The organism is Paenibacillus thermotolerans, assembly GCF_028745515.1.
GTDB lineage: Bacteria > Bacillota > Bacilli > Paenibacillales > YIM-B00363 > Paenibacillus_AE > Paenibacillus_AE thermotolerans.
This window is the reverse complement of the sequence record NZ_JAQZSG010000051.1, coordinates 1-17,048: the sequence shown is the minus strand read 5'-3', so window position 1 is coordinate 17,048 and position 17,048 is coordinate 1. Positions and strand designations below refer to the sequence as shown.

General features: G+C 54.4%; 15 protein-coding genes. 3 read left to right on the top strand and 12 right to left on the bottom strand.

All coding sequences use genetic code 11. The features are described from left to right. The first annotated feature begins 1 nt into the window (after position 1). Complete coding sequence (locus PT964_RS24490; protein ID WP_274365994.1) at positions 2-184, top strand: hypothetical protein; 183 nt, start codon at positions 2-4, stop codon at positions 182-184. Between the two features lie 385 nt (positions 185-569). Beyond that, positions 570-2,375 carry an oligoendopeptidase F gene (pepF, locus tag PT964_RS24485; RefSeq protein ID WP_274365993.1) on the top strand — a complete coding sequence of 602 codons (1,806 nt, stop codon included), beginning with the start codon at positions 570-572 and terminating at the stop codon, positions 2,373-2,375. A 59-nt stretch (positions 2,376-2,434) separates the two neighbouring features. On the opposite strand, the gene PT964_RS24480 is transcribed toward pepF, so the two are convergent. From PT964_RS24480 to pdhA, 5 genes are all read right to left on the bottom strand, one after another. After that, positions 2,435-3,184, bottom strand: coding sequence for an SDR family NAD(P)-dependent oxidoreductase (locus PT964_RS24480; protein ID WP_274365992.1), 750 nt, complete (start codon positions 3,182-3,184; stop codon positions 2,435-2,437). Positions 3,185-3,495: 311 nt separating this feature from the next. Beyond that, a complete protein-coding gene (gene lpdA, locus PT964_RS24475; protein WP_274365991.1) occupies positions 3,496-4,908 on the bottom strand; it encodes a dihydrolipoyl dehydrogenase in 1,413 nt (470 codons plus the stop codon). A gap of 4 nt (positions 4,909-4,912) precedes the next feature. Beyond that, positions 4,913-6,223, bottom strand: a complete 1,311-nt coding sequence (locus tag PT964_RS24470; protein WP_274365990.1) for a dihydrolipoamide acetyltransferase family protein — start codon at positions 6,221-6,223, stop codon at positions 4,913-4,915. Positions 6,224-6,246: 23 nt separating this feature from the next. Then, positions 6,247-7,227, bottom strand: a complete 981-nt coding sequence (locus tag PT964_RS24465) for an alpha-ketoacid dehydrogenase subunit beta (RefSeq protein ID WP_274365989.1) — start codon at positions 7,225-7,227, stop codon at positions 6,247-6,249. Positions 7,228-7,229: 2 nt separating this feature from the next. Further along, entirely contained in the window at positions 7,230-8,312 is a 1,083-nt protein-coding gene (gene pdhA / locus PT964_RS24460) for a pyruvate dehydrogenase (acetyl-transferring) E1 component subunit alpha (protein WP_274365988.1), read from the bottom strand. Positions 8,313-8,489: 177 nt separating this feature from the next. On the opposite strand from pdhA, the gene PT964_RS24455 reads away from it, so the two are divergent. After that, positions 8,490-9,224, top strand: a complete 735-nt coding sequence (locus PT964_RS24455) for an alpha/beta hydrolase (RefSeq protein WP_274365987.1) — start codon at positions 8,490-8,492, stop codon at positions 9,222-9,224. A 10-nt stretch (positions 9,225-9,234) separates the two neighbouring features. Here the strand turns inward: PT964_RS24455 and PT964_RS24450 are convergent, their stop codons facing one another. The 7 genes from PT964_RS24450 to PT964_RS24420 all read right to left on the bottom strand — a co-directional run bounded on the left by PT964_RS24450 (position 9,235) and on the right by PT964_RS24420 (position 16,742). After that, a complete protein-coding gene (locus tag PT964_RS24450) occupies positions 9,235-10,056 on the bottom strand; it encodes a lipoate--protein ligase family protein (protein WP_274365986.1) in 822 nt (273 codons plus the stop codon). A gap of 11 nt (positions 10,057-10,067) precedes the next feature. Further along, the gene (locus tag PT964_RS24445) at positions 10,068-10,433 is read right to left on the bottom strand and encodes an STAS domain-containing protein (RefSeq protein ID WP_274365985.1); all 366 of its coding nucleotides are present in this window, start codon (positions 10,431-10,433) and stop codon (positions 10,068-10,070) included. Then, positions 10,423-10,851 (bottom strand): ATP-binding protein, encoded by a 429-nt coding sequence (locus PT964_RS24440; RefSeq protein ID WP_274365984.1) that lies wholly within the window; start codon positions 10,849-10,851, stop codon positions 10,423-10,425. Before PT964_RS24440 ends, PT964_RS24445 begins: the two co-directional genes overlap by 11 nt. A 108-nt stretch (positions 10,852-10,959) precedes the next feature. Beyond that, on the bottom strand, positions 10,960-12,714 hold the full coding sequence (locus PT964_RS24435; protein ID WP_274365983.1) for a BTAD domain-containing putative transcriptional regulator: 1,755 nt from the start codon (positions 12,712-12,714) through the stop codon (positions 10,960-10,962). A 10-nt stretch (positions 12,715-12,724) separates the two neighbouring features. Further along, on the bottom strand, positions 12,725-14,368 hold the full coding sequence (locus tag PT964_RS24430; protein WP_274365982.1) for a PP2C family protein-serine/threonine phosphatase: 1,644 nt from the start codon (positions 14,366-14,368) through the stop codon (positions 12,725-12,727). After that, positions 14,361-15,956 (bottom strand): PP2C family protein-serine/threonine phosphatase, encoded by a 1,596-nt coding sequence (locus PT964_RS24425; RefSeq protein WP_274366004.1) that lies wholly within the window; start codon positions 15,954-15,956, stop codon positions 14,361-14,363. The genes PT964_RS24430 and PT964_RS24425 overlap by 8 nt, the downstream gene beginning before the upstream one ends. A gap of 84 nt (positions 15,957-16,040) precedes the next feature. Then, entirely contained in the window at positions 16,041-16,742 is a 702-nt protein-coding gene (locus PT964_RS24420; RefSeq protein WP_274365981.1) for a hypothetical protein, read from the bottom strand. Positions 16,743-17,048: the final 306 nt, after the last annotated feature.

The window sequence follows — 17,048 nt, the reverse complement described above, 5'->3', positions numbered from 1 at the left end:
TATGAGCTCTTCCGGTCCATTGATCACGTTTATAATCGTTTCGTTTTGCTTGGCGGGAATCGTCATATTGCGGCGGGAATCGATCCCGCAGCCGATGCGCAAATATTTGGCGATCTTTTCGCTGTTTATGATTTCCGCGTCTTTCATTATGCTGACATACACCTTTTTCACGGCCGGCCGCTGATATCAGAACAACTTTTTCAAGGCAGCAAGACCGCAAAAAGCGGAAGGGACGGTTGAAACATCGGGAGAAAACCAAATTAGTATTAATTTCCTTTGGCTCCTGATGTTATAACCAAACTTTCTTTCGATGAATTTTCACAGAAGCCAGACCGCTTTTAGAGGTAAGTTTGGTTGAAACATCGAAATTTACGTTCCATTGTAAAACAACTTTTTCAATTTCGATGTTATAATGGAAAATTGAGGGCTCATACTAAGAGAATGCGAATTACGCTTTGCTTGGAGTGAGTCCACGAATGCACGGTTACACCAAAACAGCAATAGCGGCAATTACCGTAACTGCGGCCGCTTCCTTACTGCTTCAACCATTCCACAATTGGAGGGATACGATGACTTCTACCACGACTACGCAATTAATGAAACGCGCCGAGGTGCCCGCCGAGCATCAATGGAAACTGGAGGACCTTTATCCTACGCAGAACGACTGGGACAAAGAGTATCAAGAAGTAAAATCTTTGCTCGGCAAAGCGCCGCAATATCACGGCAAGCTGAACGATGCGGCAACCTTGAAGGAATGCTTCGAGCTGGAGGATAGCATCTCTCTGCTGACGGAGCGTCTGTACGTATACTCCAACATGCGCCACCACCAAGATATGGCGGACCCTACATACCAAGCGCTCTCCGACAAAGCCCAGAAGCTTTCCGTCGAAGTCGGCGAAGCTCTTTCGTTCATTACGCCGGAAGTGCTCAGCTTATCCGAAGAGCAGCTGAAGGAGTTCATTGCCAATCCCGATTTGGCGCCGTATAAGCATACGCTCGAGGAGATGCTCCGCCAAAAGCCGCACGTCCTGTCCAAGGAGCAAGAGGCGCTTCTTGCGCAAGTAGGGAGCATTTCTCAAGCTCCTAGCAATATTTTCGGCATGATCAATAACGCCGACATGAAGTTCCCGAAAGTGAAAAATGCGGACGGCGAAGAGGTCGAACTCACCCACGGCAGCTACATTCAGTTTCTCGAGAGCCGCAACCGCGAAGTGCGCGAGAACGCGTTCAAAGCGGTGTACGCAACGTACTCGAAGCAGAAAAATACGATCGCCGCAACGCTGGCAGCGAATATAAAGAAGAACCTGTTTTATACCAAAGCGCGCAAATACCCGTCCGCCCTGGAAGCATCCCTCTACGGCGACAACATTCCGAAAGAGGTTTATACGAACCTGATCGGCACCATTCACGAGCATTTGCCGCTGCTGCACCGATACATGAATCTCCGCAAAAAGCTTCTCGGCGTGAACGAGCTTCACATGTACGATTTATTCGCTCCGCTCGTGGACGAGTTCGACATGGACATCACCTACGAGGAAGCTAAGAAGACGGTGAAGGATGCGCTGAAACCGCTCGGCGACGACTATTTGAACACGCTGCAAGAGGGCTTTGAAGGCGGCTGGATCGACATTTACGAGAATGAAGGCAAACGCTCCGGAGCGTATTCCTGGGGGGCGTACGGCACCCATCCGTACGTGCTGCTGAACCATAAGGACAATCTGAACTCCATGTTTACGCTGGCGCACGAGATGGGCCACGCGCTTCATTCGTACTACTCCGACAAGGAGCAAAAGTACCGCGATGCGCAGTACACCATCTTCTTGGCGGAAGTGGCGTCCACACTCAACGAAGCATTGTTGATGGACTATATGCTGAAGCGGACGAACGACCCGAAGGAAAAAATGTACCTGCTCACCTACTACGCCGATCAATTCCGCACGACCGTGTTCCGTCAAACGATGTTTGCGGAGTTCGAGATGATCATTCACGAGAAGGCGGAAGCGGGCGAATCGCTCACGCCGCAGCTTCTCTCGGAAGTTTATTACGATTTGAACAAAAAGTACCACGGAAACGAAATGGTCGTCGACAAAGACATCGAGATGGAGTGGGCGCGCATACCGCATTTCTACACAAGCTTCTACGTGTACAAGTACGCGACCGGCTTCTCCGCGGCGACCTCGTTCGCGAAGCAAATTCTCGACGAAGGCCAGCCTGCGGTCGACCGCTACTTGGGCTTCCTGAAGAGCGGCGGCAGCGACTTCTCGATCAACATCCTGAAGAAGGCCGGCGTCGACATGTCCTCGCCGGAACCGATTCGCCAGGCGATGAGCGTCTTCGAAGACTTGATCGAAGAAATGGAACAATACACGAAATAATCCGCTCGTAAAACAAACTCCCCGGGGTACCCCCGGGGAGTTTGTTCGCGTTCCGTTTATTACTGTGCTGTGTAGCCGCCGTCGACAAATAAGGAAGTGCCTGTGACAAAATCGTTTTCGCATAAAAAAACAATCGCATGCGCCACTTCCTCGGGTCTTCCCAGCCGTCCGATCGGATGTCTTGCAACAAGACCGTCATAAAAATCCCCAAGCGCCTCTTTGTTTACCATACCCGATTCAATGTAACCCGGACATACGGCATTGACGCGAATGTTTTGCTTTGCGTATTCGAGCGCCAAGCTTTTCGTCATCGTCACCACAGCGCCTTTGGATGCGTTATAGGCGAAAGCGCCGGCCTCTCCGACATGGCCCAAAATCGAAGCGGTATTGACGATGGAACCGCCGCCCGTTTTCAACATTTCGCGAACGGCATATTTGGAACCGAAGAAAACCCCGTCTTGGTTCACAGACGTTACTTTTCGGTAATCTTCATACGTCAACTCATGCGTAGCGGCCAAAACTCCGACTCCGGCGTTGTTCACCATAATGTCCAGCTTCCCGTACTTCTTTACGGTTTCCGCGACAAGCGCTTCAACCGATGCTTCGTCCGCAGCGTTTACCTTCACAAACAATACGTCCGCGCCGCTAGCTTTCAGCCTTTGTTCTACTTCTTTTCCGCCCGCTTCGTTGAAGTCGGCGATGACGACCCGCGAACCTTTTTCCACAAAAGCTTCCACCGTTGCAAGTCCGATTCCGCTTGCAACGCCGGTCACGATCGCTGCTTTTTCTTTTAAGTTCGTCACATTCATGCTCCTTAATAATAAAATCTAAAACCCAATACTATTATGCAGTCGCTTTAAATTCCTATTCGCGTTAAGCCTAACAGCATCAGGCGGCGCTGCGCGAGCGGTGCGGATCCCTTGGCGCGCTTTTATATACGTGACTCCGGAACTCACGTAACCCGGAATCGGACGACATTCCCTGCTCCGTATGGCAATTGCGGTTATAACCTGTTGACAGGTATTCCGGAGTTATGGTGATAATGCGTACCGACCTCTATTGTCTTCCCTAAAATGCATGCAACCCCGCCCGGCAGCAGCCGAACGGGGTTACAAAAGAATTATTTGTTCATTTGGTGCACGCTGTGTCCGAGCGCCCCTTCGGCGGCTTCCATTACGATTTCGCCGAGCGTCGGGTGCGCATGGATCGTAAGCGCGATGTCTTCCAAGGTTGCGCCCATTTCGATCGCAAGACCGATCTCCGCAATCAAGTTGGATGCTTCCGGTCCGACGATTTGCGTGCCGAGCACAAGGCCCGAATCTTTGTCCGCAACGACTTTCGCGAAGCCGTCGTTGTTGCCGAGGGCAAGGGATCGGCCGTTAGCGCCGAAGGAGAAGCGGCCTGTCAACACGTTGAAGCCTTTGTCCTTCGCTTCCTTCTCCGTCAAGCCGACGCTTGCGATTTCCGGGTCGGAGAATACGACGGCCGGAATGCACTTGTAATCGATCACGCTGTTCATGCCCGCAATGACTTCAGCGGCGACCTTGCCCTCGTAAGATGCTTTGTGGGCAAGCGCCAAGCCTTCGACGATATCGCCGATCGCATAGATGTTTTCTACGCTTGTGCGGCACTGATTGTCGATGGCGATCAGTCCGCGGTCGGTCATTTTTACGCCGATATTTTCAAGACCGATGTCGTTCGTGTTCGGACGGCGGCCGACGGTAACCAATACGTATTCGGCGGTTACCGACTTTTCTTCGTCGCCGACCTTGAACGTTACGGTCACGTCTTTATCCGTAACCTCGGATTTTTGCGCGAGCGCCTTGTTGTAAATCTCAACGCCCGTTTTCTTCAGATTTTTGACCACAAGCTGGCTCAGCTGCGGCTCGAAGCCCGGCAGGATGTTGTCGGCGCCTTCCAGGATCGTAACCTTCGTGCCGAACTTGGAGAACGTCTGGCCGAGCTCGACGCCGATATAGCCGCCGCCGATGACTACCATGCTCTCCGGAATATGATCCAGCGCCAAAGCTCCGTCGGAGGAAAGGATGCGCGGCCCGAACGGGAACGGCTTCAGCTCGATCGGACGGGAGCCCGTGGCGATGATGCAATGTTTGAACTCGTAACGGACCGTATTGTCCTCGTTGCTCACGGTTACCACATTCTTATCGTTAAAGAACGCTTCGCCCGCCACGAATTCGACCTTGTTTCCCTTAAGCAGCGCGCCAACGCCGCCGGTGAGCTTGTTCACAACCGATTGCTTCCACTCTTGCACCTTCTTGAAATCGACCTTCACGTCGCCGGCGGTAATGCCGAATTCATCGCTGTGCTTCATCGTTTCATACCGATGCGCAGCGGAGATCAACGCTTTGGACGGAATGCAGCCGCGGTTCAAGCAAACGCCGCCAACCTCGCGGCGGTCGACGACGACAACCTTCTTGCCGAGCTGAGCGGCGCGGATGGCGGCCACATAACCGCCGGGGCCCGCGCCGATTACGATCACGTCAACTTCCGTGCTGAACGTGCCTACGACCATGTCCTTACACCTCCATGATGAGCAGTTCCGGATCTTCCAGAAGCCGCTTAATATGGTTCATCGCGTTCTGGGCGGTCGCGCCGTCGATGAGACGGTGGTCGAAGCTTAACGACAACGCCATCATTTGGCCGATCGCGATTTCGCCGTTTTTGACGACCGGTTTTTCCGAGATGCGTCCGGTTCCGAGAATCGCAACTTCCGGGAAGTTGATGACCGGCGTAAAGAACATGCCGCCTGCGGAGCCGATATTCGTAATGGAGATCGTGCTGCCCTTAAGCTCGTTCGGAGCAAGCTTGCCTTCGCGTCCGCGACCGGCCAGGTCGCTGATCTCGCCCGCGATTTTATAAATATTTTTGCGGTCCGCGTCGAATACGACAGGAACGATCAAGCCGTTATCCGTATCCGTTGCAATGCCGATGTTGTAGTACTTCTTGTAAACAATTTCGTTGCTTGCCTCATCCAGCGTAGCGTTCAAAATCGGGAACTCGCGAACCGCTGCAACGAGCGCCTTCACGATGAAAGGCAAATATGTCAGCTTGACGCCTTTCTTCTCGGCGATCGGCTTCGCGCGCTGACGAAGCTTGACGAGTGCCGTAACGTCCACCTCGTCCATGATCGTAACGTGCGGAGCGGTGTATACCGATTTGACCATCGCTTGCGCAATAATTTTGCGGATGCCTTTGAACGGCACGCGCTCTTCCGCGCGGTCGCCCGCCGGCACAACGGCAGCTGCTGCGGCTGCAGGCTTTGCCGCCGCTTCGCCCGCGGCAGCAGGAGCGGCCGCACCCGCAGCGCCCGGCGTAAACCCGAGAACGTCTTCCTTCGTAATGCGTCCGAGCTTGCCGGAGCCTTTGACTTGCGAGAGGTCGACGCCTTTATCCCGCGCCAGCTTACGAACGCTCGGCGTTGCGAGAACCATGCCCGCAGCAGCCGGCGCCGCATTGGCAGGAGCCGCGGGAGCAGCAGCGGCTGCCGGTGCAGGCGCCGCCTGTTCCGCGGCCTTCGGTGCCTCCGGCGCAGGTGCGGAAGCCGGTGCATCATGTCCGCCGCCGTGTGCGGATTCCGGAATTTCACCCTCCGCATCGATTACGGCAAGAACGTCGCCAACGACCGCCACAGTGCCCTCGTTAACCTTGATCTCTTTAACGGTTCCGTTGACGGGAGACGGTACTTCCACGACCGCCTTATCGTTCTGAACTTCCATAATAATATCGTCTTCTTTAACCGTGTCGCCGGGCTTGATGTGCCATTTTACAATTTCGCCTTCATGCAAGCCTTCGCCAAGCTCCGGCATGCGGTATTCAAAAATAGCCATTGCCGCACCTCCTATTCCATCAATTAGAAGTCGAGAACTTTATTGAGTCCTTCGATTACGCGCTTCGGCGTAGGGAGCCATTCGTCTTCGATTTGACCGAACGCCACGACCGTGTCCGGAGCGGCTACCCGAAGCACCGGCGCTTCCAGATGAAGAATCGCTTTTTCGTTGATTTGAGCGATGATTTCGGCCGCCGCGCCCGATGTTTTTTGCGCTTCTTGAACAACGATCGCGCGGTTCGTTTTCTTGATCGATTCAACGATCGTATCGATATCGATCGGCATCACGGTACGAAGGTCGATGACCTCGACGCTGACGCCGCGGGATTTCTCGATTTCTTCGGCAGCTTTAAGCGATGTGTGTACCATCGCGCCGTACGTAACGATCGTTACGTCTTTGCCTTCCTTCACGACATTCGCTTTGCCGAGCGGCACCGTATATTCGCCTTCCGGCACTTCCGCGCGGAACGAACGATACAGCTTCAAGTGCTCCATAAAAATAACCGGGTCGTTGTCGCGAATTGCCGAAATCATCAAGCCCTTAGCGTCGTAAGGGTTGGAAGGGATAACGACTTTAAGGCCCGGCGTTTGCAGGAACAAGCCTTCAAGGGAATCGACGTGGAGCTCGGGAGCTTTAACGCCGCCGCCGAACGGCATCCGAAATACGATCGGGGAATTGTAATGTCCGCCCGAACGATACCGCATGCGAGCCGCTTGAGAGGCGATTTGGTCCATCGTTTCGAATACGAAGCCGATGAATTGAACCTCCATGACCGGACGGAAGCCTTGAATGCCCAAACCGACGGCAAGACCGCCGATTCCGGATTCCGCAAGCGGCGTGTCGAATACGCGCTTGTCGCCGAATTGCTTTTGAAGTCCTTCGGTCGCGCGGAATACGCCGCCGACATGCCCTACGTCTTCGCCAAAGAGCAATACGTTCGGATCGCGCTCAAGCTCGACGCGCAATCCGTCGCGAATCGCTTCGATCATTGTCATATTTGCCATAATTATTTCGCTCCTTCAGCCGAGTATTCCGCGATTTGCTCGCGAATGTGCACCGGCGGTTCCTCAAACATGCTCTCAAGCAAGCCCGCGATCGTCATCTTCTCAACCGACTCCGCCCGCTTGATTTCAGCCGCGACATGCTCCTTCGCTTCTTCGACCGTGCGCGTTTCATCCTCTTCGGACCACAAGCCCTTTGCTTCCAAGAAGCGGCGGAAGCGCACCAGCGGATCCTTCGTTTCCCATTCGCCTTGCTCGTCTTTCGTTCTATATTTAGTCGGATCGTCGCCCGACATCGAGTGCGGTCCGAAACGATACGTAATAGCCTCAATCAAGGTAGGGCGTCCTTCAAGCGCATGCTCGCGCGCTTCGCGAACGGCCGCCGTTACCGCAAGCACGTCCATGCCGTCGACTCTGACGCCGCGGATTCCGGCAGCAACCGCCTTCTGGGCGATCGTTTCCGCAGCCGTCTGCTTCGAGAACGGTGTGGAGATGGCGTATTGGTTGTTTTGCACAAAGAAAACGGCAGGCAAAGAGAACGCTCCCGCGAAGTTCATGCCTTCGTAGAAGTCGCCTTGGGACGAACCGCCGTCACCCGTATAAGTAATTGCGATGTTTTTCTTGCCGCGCAGCTTGAGGCCCATTGCCACGCCGGACGCTTCGACGATTTGCGCGCCGATAATGATTTGCGGCATCAGGACGTTCACGTCCTTCGGAATTTGGCCGCCGTGCTGATGTCCGCGGGAGTACAAGAACGCTTGGTACATCGGAAGACCGTGCCAAACGATTTGCGGCATGTCCCGGTAACCCGGGCAAATGAAATCTTCTTTATCCAGCACGAACTCGCTGCCGATCATCGACGCTTCCTGGCCGGAAACCGGCGCATAAAAGCCCAGACGGCCTTGACGGTTCAAGCTGACCGCACGCTGGTCCCATACTCTGGTGAACGCCATACGGCGCATGATTTCACGAAGCTCCTCATCCGAAAATTTCGGCATGAGCTCTTCGTTTATTACTTTTCCTTCCGGCGACAATATTTGTAACGGTTCGATTTTCTCGAGCCGCACTTCATAAGCTGGCTTGCTCACTGTAAGGAACACCTCGATCCGATTAGGATATTTATTTAGAATTAATACAGACTTTAACGATTATATAATACAAATATGCTTTTTGCCACAACAAGGCACGAAAAAATTGATTATTTCTGTTATAATCTTTTTTAATACTTTACTAGTACAGATGATCGAAAGCAGGTGCAGCTGTGTATGAGCGACGAAAATATTTATCGCCGTAGGACGGTACAAAAAGAAACGGTTTATTCGCATGCGCTGGGAAAGGAACGTCCGCTTCGAATTTTTCTCCCGCCCGGATACAACGAGCTCGTTTCGCACCGCGTCATGTATTGTCAAGATGGAGAAGAAGCTTTTAACTTCGGCAGAATCGCTACGCATGCCTCCCGTCTCATTTTGGATGAAGGGTTGGAGCCGTTCATCATTGTCGGCGTCGATGTCGACATGCCGAATCGAACGGCCGAATACGCCCCGGACGGGGAACGCTTCGAAGCATACTGCCGCTTCTTTGTGGAGGAACTGATCCCGTTCGTTGAGGAGCGTTATCCGATTCGCCGCGGCGCGGGGGATCGGATTCTCGTCGGCGACAGCTTGGGCGGAACGGTCTCTTTACATCTTTCCCTGCAAGCTCCCCATCTATTTCAAAAAGTGATCGCTTTATCGGGAGCCTTTCTGGAGCCGTCTGTGGAGAGTGTGCGCAGCGGCGCCGTCTTAAGCTGGCTGCGTCTGTACCAGGTAATCGGGACGGAGGAAACCGAGGTCAGTACAACTAGAGGGGTGTTTGACTTTTTGACGTGGAACCGTACGATGCACCGGGCGCTGCTAAGTAAAAGCGCTGCGGTTGCATATGTGGAAAAACAAGGCAAGCATCAATGGGGATTTTGGCAGAACGAATTGCCGGAAGCGATCCGTTGGGCGTTTGCGGAATAAAGAGGTGAGGCTAGCGGCTGCGGGGATCGTAGCGCAATTTCATTTGGCGCATGAGCTCCGTCACTGTGTCTTCGCTGATCGGGTACGGAATCTTGGAGCCGCCGTTCTCCATAGCCAACATGCTGTTGACCCATGCTTCCGCCCCCGGAAAATCCGGGGCCAGCTCCGAAATGCTGCCCATGACTTCTTCGTCTATAGTAAGAGTCCCCGAAACGGAAGCCCCGCCGCTCGCTCTGCGGTAAAACTCTCTTGCGACGGCGGCCCTTTCCTTCGAGCGGCCCTCTGCGTTGACGAACGCTTGGACGGAATATGCCTTCAGCAAACGGCGCTGGGCGATCCCGCAAAACTTGCGTCCTCCGATGCTGAGGTCATACTCGCCGGGGCAATACGCGCCGGCAATTTCCCCGGCTTCGAACCGGACGCCGAGCGGCTCCAGGCTGTTGCGCAGCCATTCCGCCATCGCTTGAAAGTCGCCGTTAATATCCAGCGCTCCTCTGGCTCCCGCTTGAATGAGCGTTACGTTGATGACGCCCAGGTCGAGCGGCACGGCGGCGCCGCCGGAATTGCGGACCATAACCCGGTAGCCCTCCCTTTCAAGCCAGTCCATCGCTTCGGCGGCATGCGGGAGACGGCTGTCTCGCAGCCCAAGCACGAAAGCCCGCTCATGGCTCCAAATGTGAACAAGCCTGCCGGGCAGCAGGCCTTCTCCAACGCTTCGAGCAAGCAGCTCTTCATATGCAAACGGAAAATAAATATCGGTAGAATGCGGCATCCGCAAATGAGTGATCGTTGTCATGCCACTATTGTAGCTCAAATGCAACGATAGCTTCAAACCGGTTCAACCTATTCCAAGCTTTCTTCGATGCGCTGCAGCACGGTAAACTCATCCGGATAAACGGCCATATATTCGGTCAGTCCGACCATCCGGAACAGCTTTTGATAATGCGAGCTGACGCCGAACGCATACGTGTGAAAACGCGCCTTCGTCCCATAACGGACCAGCCGGATCAGCACCGCAATCCCGGCGCTGTTCACATAAGGCACTTGCGACAAATTCAGCACCAAAGCCCGCTTTGACCCCTCGAGACCTTGAAGCCAATTTCTTAGTCCCAGCACCGCATCCTCGGCATGCTTGGTCAGGTCCCCTTTCAGATCCAGCACCGTGCAATGCTCCAGCTCGCGTACCGCCACCGACAGTTCACTGTTCATCAACGCTTCCCCCTTCCCCCGGCCCAATCCGAAAACCCAGCTCCGCATAAAATCCGTCAACGTCGCGGTCAAACCGCAGCTCATCGGAAAGTCCCGCCATAATCGTCATTCCCCATCCCCTCGCTCTGCCTGTCAGCACGTCATTGCCGCGGATCGATCCGGTGCTTTCCTGAAACCCGGGCCCTTCGTCATATACCCGAAATCGGAACATTCCGCCGTCAACCGTCATCGATACGGTAACGTGACGCTCCGTTCGCAGCGAATTGCCGTGCTCGGCCGCATTCAGGCAAGCCTCCGCCACGGCGCTGGCCATATCTTCGGCACGGTCTTGGGATGCGCCATGTTTTATAGCGATCGTTTTTATTTTTTGAAGCAAACCCTTTTCATTGCCGATCCTGCTGGGATAAATCCACTGCATGGAAAATGCTTCCTCGCACTTCCGCATCCTGCCCACCCGCTTCCTTACCGAACAAATCCCCGATGCCTAAGTTATATCCATAATAACCTGGCCGGTCTTACACATATCTTACATGCGGAAACAAATGTTTCTTGTCTCCGGAGAAGGCTTCTCCTTCAATTCTTTGTATAATAAGCTTTCGAACTCGTAATAAAGCTTTTTCGCTTCCGAAGTCAGTCCGCTGTTTACCAGCATGCGAAATTGAGCCTGCCGCGCCTGCTCATCCAGCGGGGCCATAGCGCACCATTGCATGCAATACCGTTCTGCTTTTTCTTGATCCCCTTCTCTCGCATACAGCCTGAACAGCTGCCGAACGACATGAATTTGCTTGTCTTCCAGCTCATCCCGCATTCGGTCAAGCCAATCGATATATTGAACGTCCGGCAGCAGGGGTTCGTACAGCTCGAATGCGTTCTCATAAAGCTCTATAGACAGTTCGGGGTCGTTCGTTTGCAGCCGGTCCGCAACCCGTACCAGCGCGCTGTATTTTTCGACGTCCACTTCTTCTATTATCCGTTCATGCAGCCGGACGACCCCGTCTTTAACGGCCGCGCCGTCCGCCCAGTCCAGCTCCGTCTGCAATACGCGCCTCACTTCGTGAAGCGAAACGTAAAGCTGATTCGCCGCCTTATCCGGATCCAGCTCCCCCAGCAAAGCATCGATTGCCTGCTCCTTGGCCGCGGCATAGCCGGGCCGAAGCAGCAAATAAAGAAACAGCTCCTGCGCCTTCTTCCGCTTCCACCTAAGCGGCCTGGCTTCCGCACCTTTGCGTTCCAGCCGAAAGCCGCCGAAGCAGCGAGCCAGCCAAGACTCCGCGGGTTTGGCGGCGCTTCCGGCAGGACGAGCCCTCTTTCGTCCGGCGCTTAGGAGGCGGCGACGGCACCGCTCGATTATATCGCGATATTCGGCGGGCAGGCCGAGCGCGAAGAGCGGCTCCACCCGCTTCAATGCTTCCCTTGCGCGCTTGACTTCATTGGAGTGCAGCAGCCGCTCGAATTCGAGGAGCCGGCCTTCCGCTTGAAGCTCGATGTCCGCAGCATAGTCCGTCTCGATTCGCTCCCGAAGCTCTTCCGCCGCCCTCTCCCATGCGCTTGTACGCTCCGGACGGCTCGCCCGAAGCGCAAGCAGGCGAAGCCATAGCCGGTAGTAAGGGCTCGCGGCTGTCTCCATGCTCCCCAAATCGATTCTGTTTATGGTGCCTGCAATGAGTGCCGCGTGGAGGCGGTAGTCCGGGTCCCATTTGGCCCTATGAATTATAGAATCGTGCAGCGCCGCGGGAACGGCTCCCGCTCTCCTTCCCGCTCCCGAAGCTTCCGACAGACGCACATACTCGATCAGCGACTCCAGCGTTCGGTTTTTCCGTTCTTGTTCCATATAAACGAACGCCGATTTTTCAAATAATGCCAATCTATCGGCATATGACATGCCCAGCAAATATCCGCCGCGCGCAACGGCAAACATAACGTCCGAATCTCCGTCGCCGGCAGCCGCTTCGTCCCGTTCGGACAGCTCATCCCTCAACAATGGAAGGACTGTCGCGGCTTCGCCCGCGGCGCCGAGCCGCAAATGGACAATCGCATAAAGCGCCAAAGCCGGCAGCAAATTCGTTGTGACGGCGTGGCTGGAATAACGCTTGAGTCCCGCATCCAGCAATCTCTTCGCTTCTCCCGGCTGCCCCGTATCCATTAAGTAACGGGCATACGCTTTCATTACCGAAGGAGACTGCTCAATCAGCGCGGGCGAAAGCGTCCCGTGCCAGCCGCACGGGAAATCCCCGTAATGGCTCGCCACCAGGCACTCAAGGGAAAATAACCGGCCTGTCATAAGCAATCCCTCACCTTCCGGCCGCCGCTTCCGCAAACGGCCGATCCGTCAGCTTGCTGCGGCTTGCTGCGCCGCTTGCGTACCGAACAAGTACAATCGTACGATCGTCGTCGTATTTGCTGTCCGCTTGACCTTTCAGCCGATTCATCAGCTGACTAAGCTGCTCGCGGACATCGACATCGGACGGCAACGCGACAAGCTCCCGCTCGAATCCTTCAAAACCGATAAGCTCCCCGTTTGCCGCAGTCGTTTCCATAATGCCGTCCGAGTACATGAGCAGCCGATCGCCGGCTTGCAGCACGCACGCTTGATCCCGGTATTCCTCATCCGGGTCGATTCCGAGCGGCAGCGAGGCGACCGGAAGCTGCTCCAATCGACCGCCTTCGGTTAAGCGATACGGCGCCACATGCCCCGCCGACGCATATTGCCACGATGCGGATGCCGGGTGCCAAATCCCGATGCTCATCGTTACGTACATCATCGTTCCTTGCAGCGTCTCGGTTAATATGCCGTTCATGCGGGTCAGCACCTCGCCCGGCGTCCCTCCCCTGCGAAGCTCCGTTCGAAATAGCGCAATCGAAGCGGACATAAGCATCGCAGCCGGAATTCCTTTGCCGGAAACGTCGCCGACCATGACCGCAATGCCTCCTTCGTTCAAGTCAACGATATCGTACAGGTCGCCCCCGACCTCCTTGCTCGGAAGCGAAACGGCGGCCGCCTCGAGATCGCCGTGCAGCCGATACGTACGGGGAAGCAGCTTCTGCTGCACGTTATAGGCGAGCTGCAGCTCCTGCTCCATCTCGCGATAACCGTTCGCTATTTTTGTCTGCAGCCGGTTGAATTGCTCCGTCAATCGCCCCAGCTCATCGCTCGAAAAAACCGGAATCGGATTGTGGAGCGCCTTTTTTTCCCCTTCGAGAAGGCCCCTGATTCCGGAGAACAGCGTCCGCAAATCCCCTTGAATTTCTTTAATCAACAAGTAAAAAATGAGTCCGCCGAACAGGCATCTCATGCCCGCAACGACGAACAACGCCTCAAGCCCGATGCTATCCTCTCGGCTTAGAACGAGATACTCCATGCTCATGGAGCCGGCAATAAAAAACAAACTGAGCGAAGCGACGAGAAGCGGCCGGATCACAAACCCCCGGCTGCTTGCGGGAAGCTCGCTTATTGCCAGCTCGACAAGGAACGGCCTTGCGGCTCTTCTAAATAAAGCATACTGCAGAGTGCCGATCACCAAAGCGATCGAAATTTCCGCGACGAAACTTTTGGCCAAAAGCTCCAAGTCGCGCGGCGTCAAATCCGATAGAGCGATTCCATAAAAAGAGTATTGCAAGTAGTGAAAAATACATGAAAATACGACGGAAATGACGATCAGCGCTCCGAAGGACTGTGCCGGAAGCCTGATGAATCGAGCCTGCAAATCTCTCTTATCTTTGATGCGACGCAGTTGATAAGAGGCGTAAAGCAGCAGTAGTATCAATATAATGAAATCGCCGGCTAAGATTGCCGGAATGTTGAACCGCAGCAAGCCCGCTAAAGACGAGCCGTGCAGAAACATATTGTTAATCGTGAGCATCAAGGTGCCGACGGCGGCGGCCAGCGTAAAGATCATCGCGAATCGAAAGAGCAGGCGCGTTTTGAACTTAGGCATACAGCCGCTCCTTTCCCGTGCCGGCCCCGGTATATTCCGCAACGATCAATGTCCGATCGGACGGATGCTGGGCGGCATGCAGCCGTTCGACAATATGATCTGCCGTCTCGTCCAGACCGGCCCCCGAAGGAAGCTCCTCCAAAGCCCGGAGAAAACCGGCGAAGCCGGTTTCCTGCCCCGTTCTTCGGAATTGCTCGATAAGTCCGCTTGTGTAAAGAAAAATTCGGTCTCCATGATCCAGCTTCCAGCTGGAATTTACATAGACCGAATCGTTAGATGCACCGAGCGGCAATGAGCCGGTGGCCATCAAAGCCGCCTTGCCGTGCCGAAGCACGAACGGGGAGGCCTGCCCGGCGCTGGCGTATTCCACCGTTCCCGACGCAGGTTCGATAACGGCCAGACCGAGATTGACGAGCACGTCCCCGCCGGCTGCCTCCATAATATCTTTGTTTAACCGCGTGAGCATATCTCCCGCCGTTCCTCCCCCGCGCAGCTCCGAGCGAAGCAGCATAAGGGTCGCCGACATAATCAGTGCGGCGGGAAGCCCTTTGCCCGACACCTCTCCGATGGCAAGAGCCGTCCTGCCGTCGGGAAGCACGCTGCAGTCATGAAAATCGCCCCCCACCTCTTTGGCAGACTCGTAATAGCATCGGACGGCGACCCCCTCGAAATCGTGCCGTTCTTCCGGAAGGAGCATACGCTGTACCGCCGCCGCAAGCCGAAGGTCGCTTTGCAGCTCTTCATATTCCTTTGCGGCCCTCGCATGAAGCTCGTTAAACAAAGTCGTCAATTGGCCGAATTCATCGTCGGAGATTGCCGATATTTTTAGCCGCCGGGACAGATGTCCGGATCGGCTGAAGCTTTTTACCGCTTCGGTTAATGCAGTGATCTCCTTTTGAAAATGGGAAAACAGCATAAACATCACAATTCCGCCGACGGCAAAGGCGAAAAGAAAAATAAGGAGGACGGCGTACCCGTCGACGTCCATGCCGCGCATCTCCATGTTGCGGATAAACCAAAACACCGGAATTAAGGTAGCAAGCATCGATGCCGTGAAGGCAAACATCCACGGAGCGACGAACGAACGTGCTCCGTGCGGGATCGCTTCGATCGTCGACAGCTTCCGAATCGTCGGGCGGAGGAATGTACGGACCGCTGTATAAAAAACGATTGCCAGAACGGCATTGAAAAGCTGCTCTACGATTAAATGGCGGATGACCAGCTCGTTGAACGGGCGAATCCGAAACCAGCATATTTCCAACGTGTGGTAAGCGGCGGAAGCCAATACGCCGAAGCCAAGCACGCTAAGCAGCACTTCGGAAGGGAAACGGGTCAACACGCGAAACGCCTTACTTTCGTCGGCTGCGTCCCGGTTCCGCTCCATCAGACGGGCGATCGGAAGAAGGCGCTTACGGGAAAGATGGTGGAGAAAAAGAGTAAGCGCCAACGTTGCCGAGCCGACAAAATAAAAATCGAATTTAAAAATATGAGACAGCGAGGAGCCGTCGATTCCAACGTTATAGCCGTTCAAGCAAAGCATCGCACCGACCGCTGCGACATAATAAAACCGAACGAGCGATCTAACCATCAAGAACGAACCTCCGCCGAAAGAACTATTCCTTTTTCAACTATATTCTATTCGGCGCAAACATTTCCTTCCCGTTCGCTCCCCTTATTTGATTGCTTGCTGCTCCTCGTCCGAAATGAAATACATATGAATATCGTAATGCGGAATTTCGAAGCCCGGATGTCCCTGAGGCTGCAGCTCGATATCCGTCTGAACCACCGCGGGAGAAGGCACTCCCTTCATGCCGCCGAGATTAACATGATTTTTGCCGTCCGTAAAATCGTCCTGCGCAATCATGTATTCGATAAATACGAGCTTGCCTTTATATACTCCGTAAATCGGCCCGTTCGGCAGCTCTCCCGCTTGCGGATTCGCCCAGTGCTCGCCCATTGCCGGAACGACAACGGGATCGAGTTGAATCGTGCCTTCGGGAAGGGCCAGAACGTACACTTCGTTATTTTTCTTATCCCATGTCACTTGTTGAGCGGAGGTCGCCCCCGCCAAATCGCGGATCCAAGCCGTAGGCTCTCCGTTAATCATGTGAACATTTTTTATCGTATGCCCGTTGAAAGTAACGCTTTTCTTGTTTGCGCTCAATTGAAAGTCGAGTCCGAATAAGTCCGCGTACGCTTCGATGGATGCGTATGCTTTACCGTCCGGCATCGTGTGGTTCGCGTTTGAAACGACTTCCACCCCGTTCACAAGCACTTTAAGCTCCTTGGCATGGTTCGCTCCGTGAGCCGAAGCTCCGGCAGAAGCCGCCAACGCCATACCGGCACATAAAAGCAATGCGGCAATTTTTTTCATAGAATCCTCTCCCTGCATAATAATGTCGATGCAAGGGTTATTATACGGGGGCGATCTTACAACTTACTTACAAACGGCCGCCGGGAACATCTTGAAAAATGATCATGTGCAAGACCCTGATTAGTACCCAAGCCCCCCATTGTATACTTGACACCGGTCGAGTCTGAGTGGAAAACGCACTTTTTCATCGATTTGCTGTCAATCTTGTTCCGGAGTCACGGTGATAGTGCGTACCCGGATCCATAGTGCACTCCCGGATCCCAAAAAAAACTACAACTGACCAATTAACGTACAAAACTTAGTTTC

Excerpts from the sequence above, each read along its gene's own strand:
- PT964_RS24490 (WP_274365994.1), top strand. The coding sequence starts at position 2 with ATGAGCTCTTCCGGTCCATTGATCACGTTTATAATCGTTTCGTTTTGC.
- pepF (WP_274365993.1), top strand. The coding sequence starts at position 570 with ATGACTTCTACCACGACTACGCAATTAATGAAACGCGCCGAGGTGCCC.
- PT964_RS24480 (WP_274365992.1), bottom strand. The coding sequence starts at position 3,184 with ATGAATGTGACGAACTTAAAAGAAAAAGCAGCGATCGTGACCGGCGTT.
- lpdA (WP_274365991.1), bottom strand. The coding sequence starts at position 4,908 with ATGGTCGTAGGCACGTTCAGCACGGAAGTTGACGTGATCGTAATCGGC.
- PT964_RS24470 (WP_274365990.1), bottom strand. The coding sequence starts at position 6,223 with ATGGCTATTTTTGAATACCGCATGCCGGAGCTTGGCGAAGGCTTGCAT.
- PT964_RS24465 (WP_274365989.1), bottom strand. The coding sequence starts at position 7,227 with ATGGCAAATATGACAATGATCGAAGCGATTCGCGACGGATTGCGCGTC.
- PT964_RS24455 (WP_274365987.1), top strand. The coding sequence starts at position 8,490 with ATGAGCGACGAAAATATTTATCGCCGTAGGACGGTACAAAAAGAAACG.
- PT964_RS24445 (WP_274365985.1), bottom strand. The coding sequence starts at position 10,433 with ATGAACAGTGAACTGTCGGTGGCGGTACGCGAGCTGGAGCATTGCACG.
- PT964_RS24440 (WP_274365984.1), bottom strand. The coding sequence starts at position 10,851 with ATGCAGTGGATTTATCCCAGCAGGATCGGCAATGAAAAGGGTTTGCTT.
- PT964_RS24435 (WP_274365983.1), bottom strand. The coding sequence starts at position 12,714 with ATGACAGGCCGGTTATTTTCCCTTGAGTGCCTGGTGGCGAGCCATTAC.
- PT964_RS24430 (WP_274365982.1), bottom strand. The coding sequence starts at position 14,368 with ATGCCTAAGTTCAAAACGCGCCTGCTCTTTCGATTCGCGATGATCTTT.
- PT964_RS24425 (WP_274366004.1), bottom strand. The coding sequence starts at position 15,956 with ATGGTTAGATCGCTCGTTCGGTTTTATTATGTCGCAGCGGTCGGTGCG.
- PT964_RS24420 (WP_274365981.1), bottom strand. The coding sequence starts at position 16,742 with ATGAAAAAAATTGCCGCATTGCTTTTATGTGCCGGTATGGCGTTGGCG.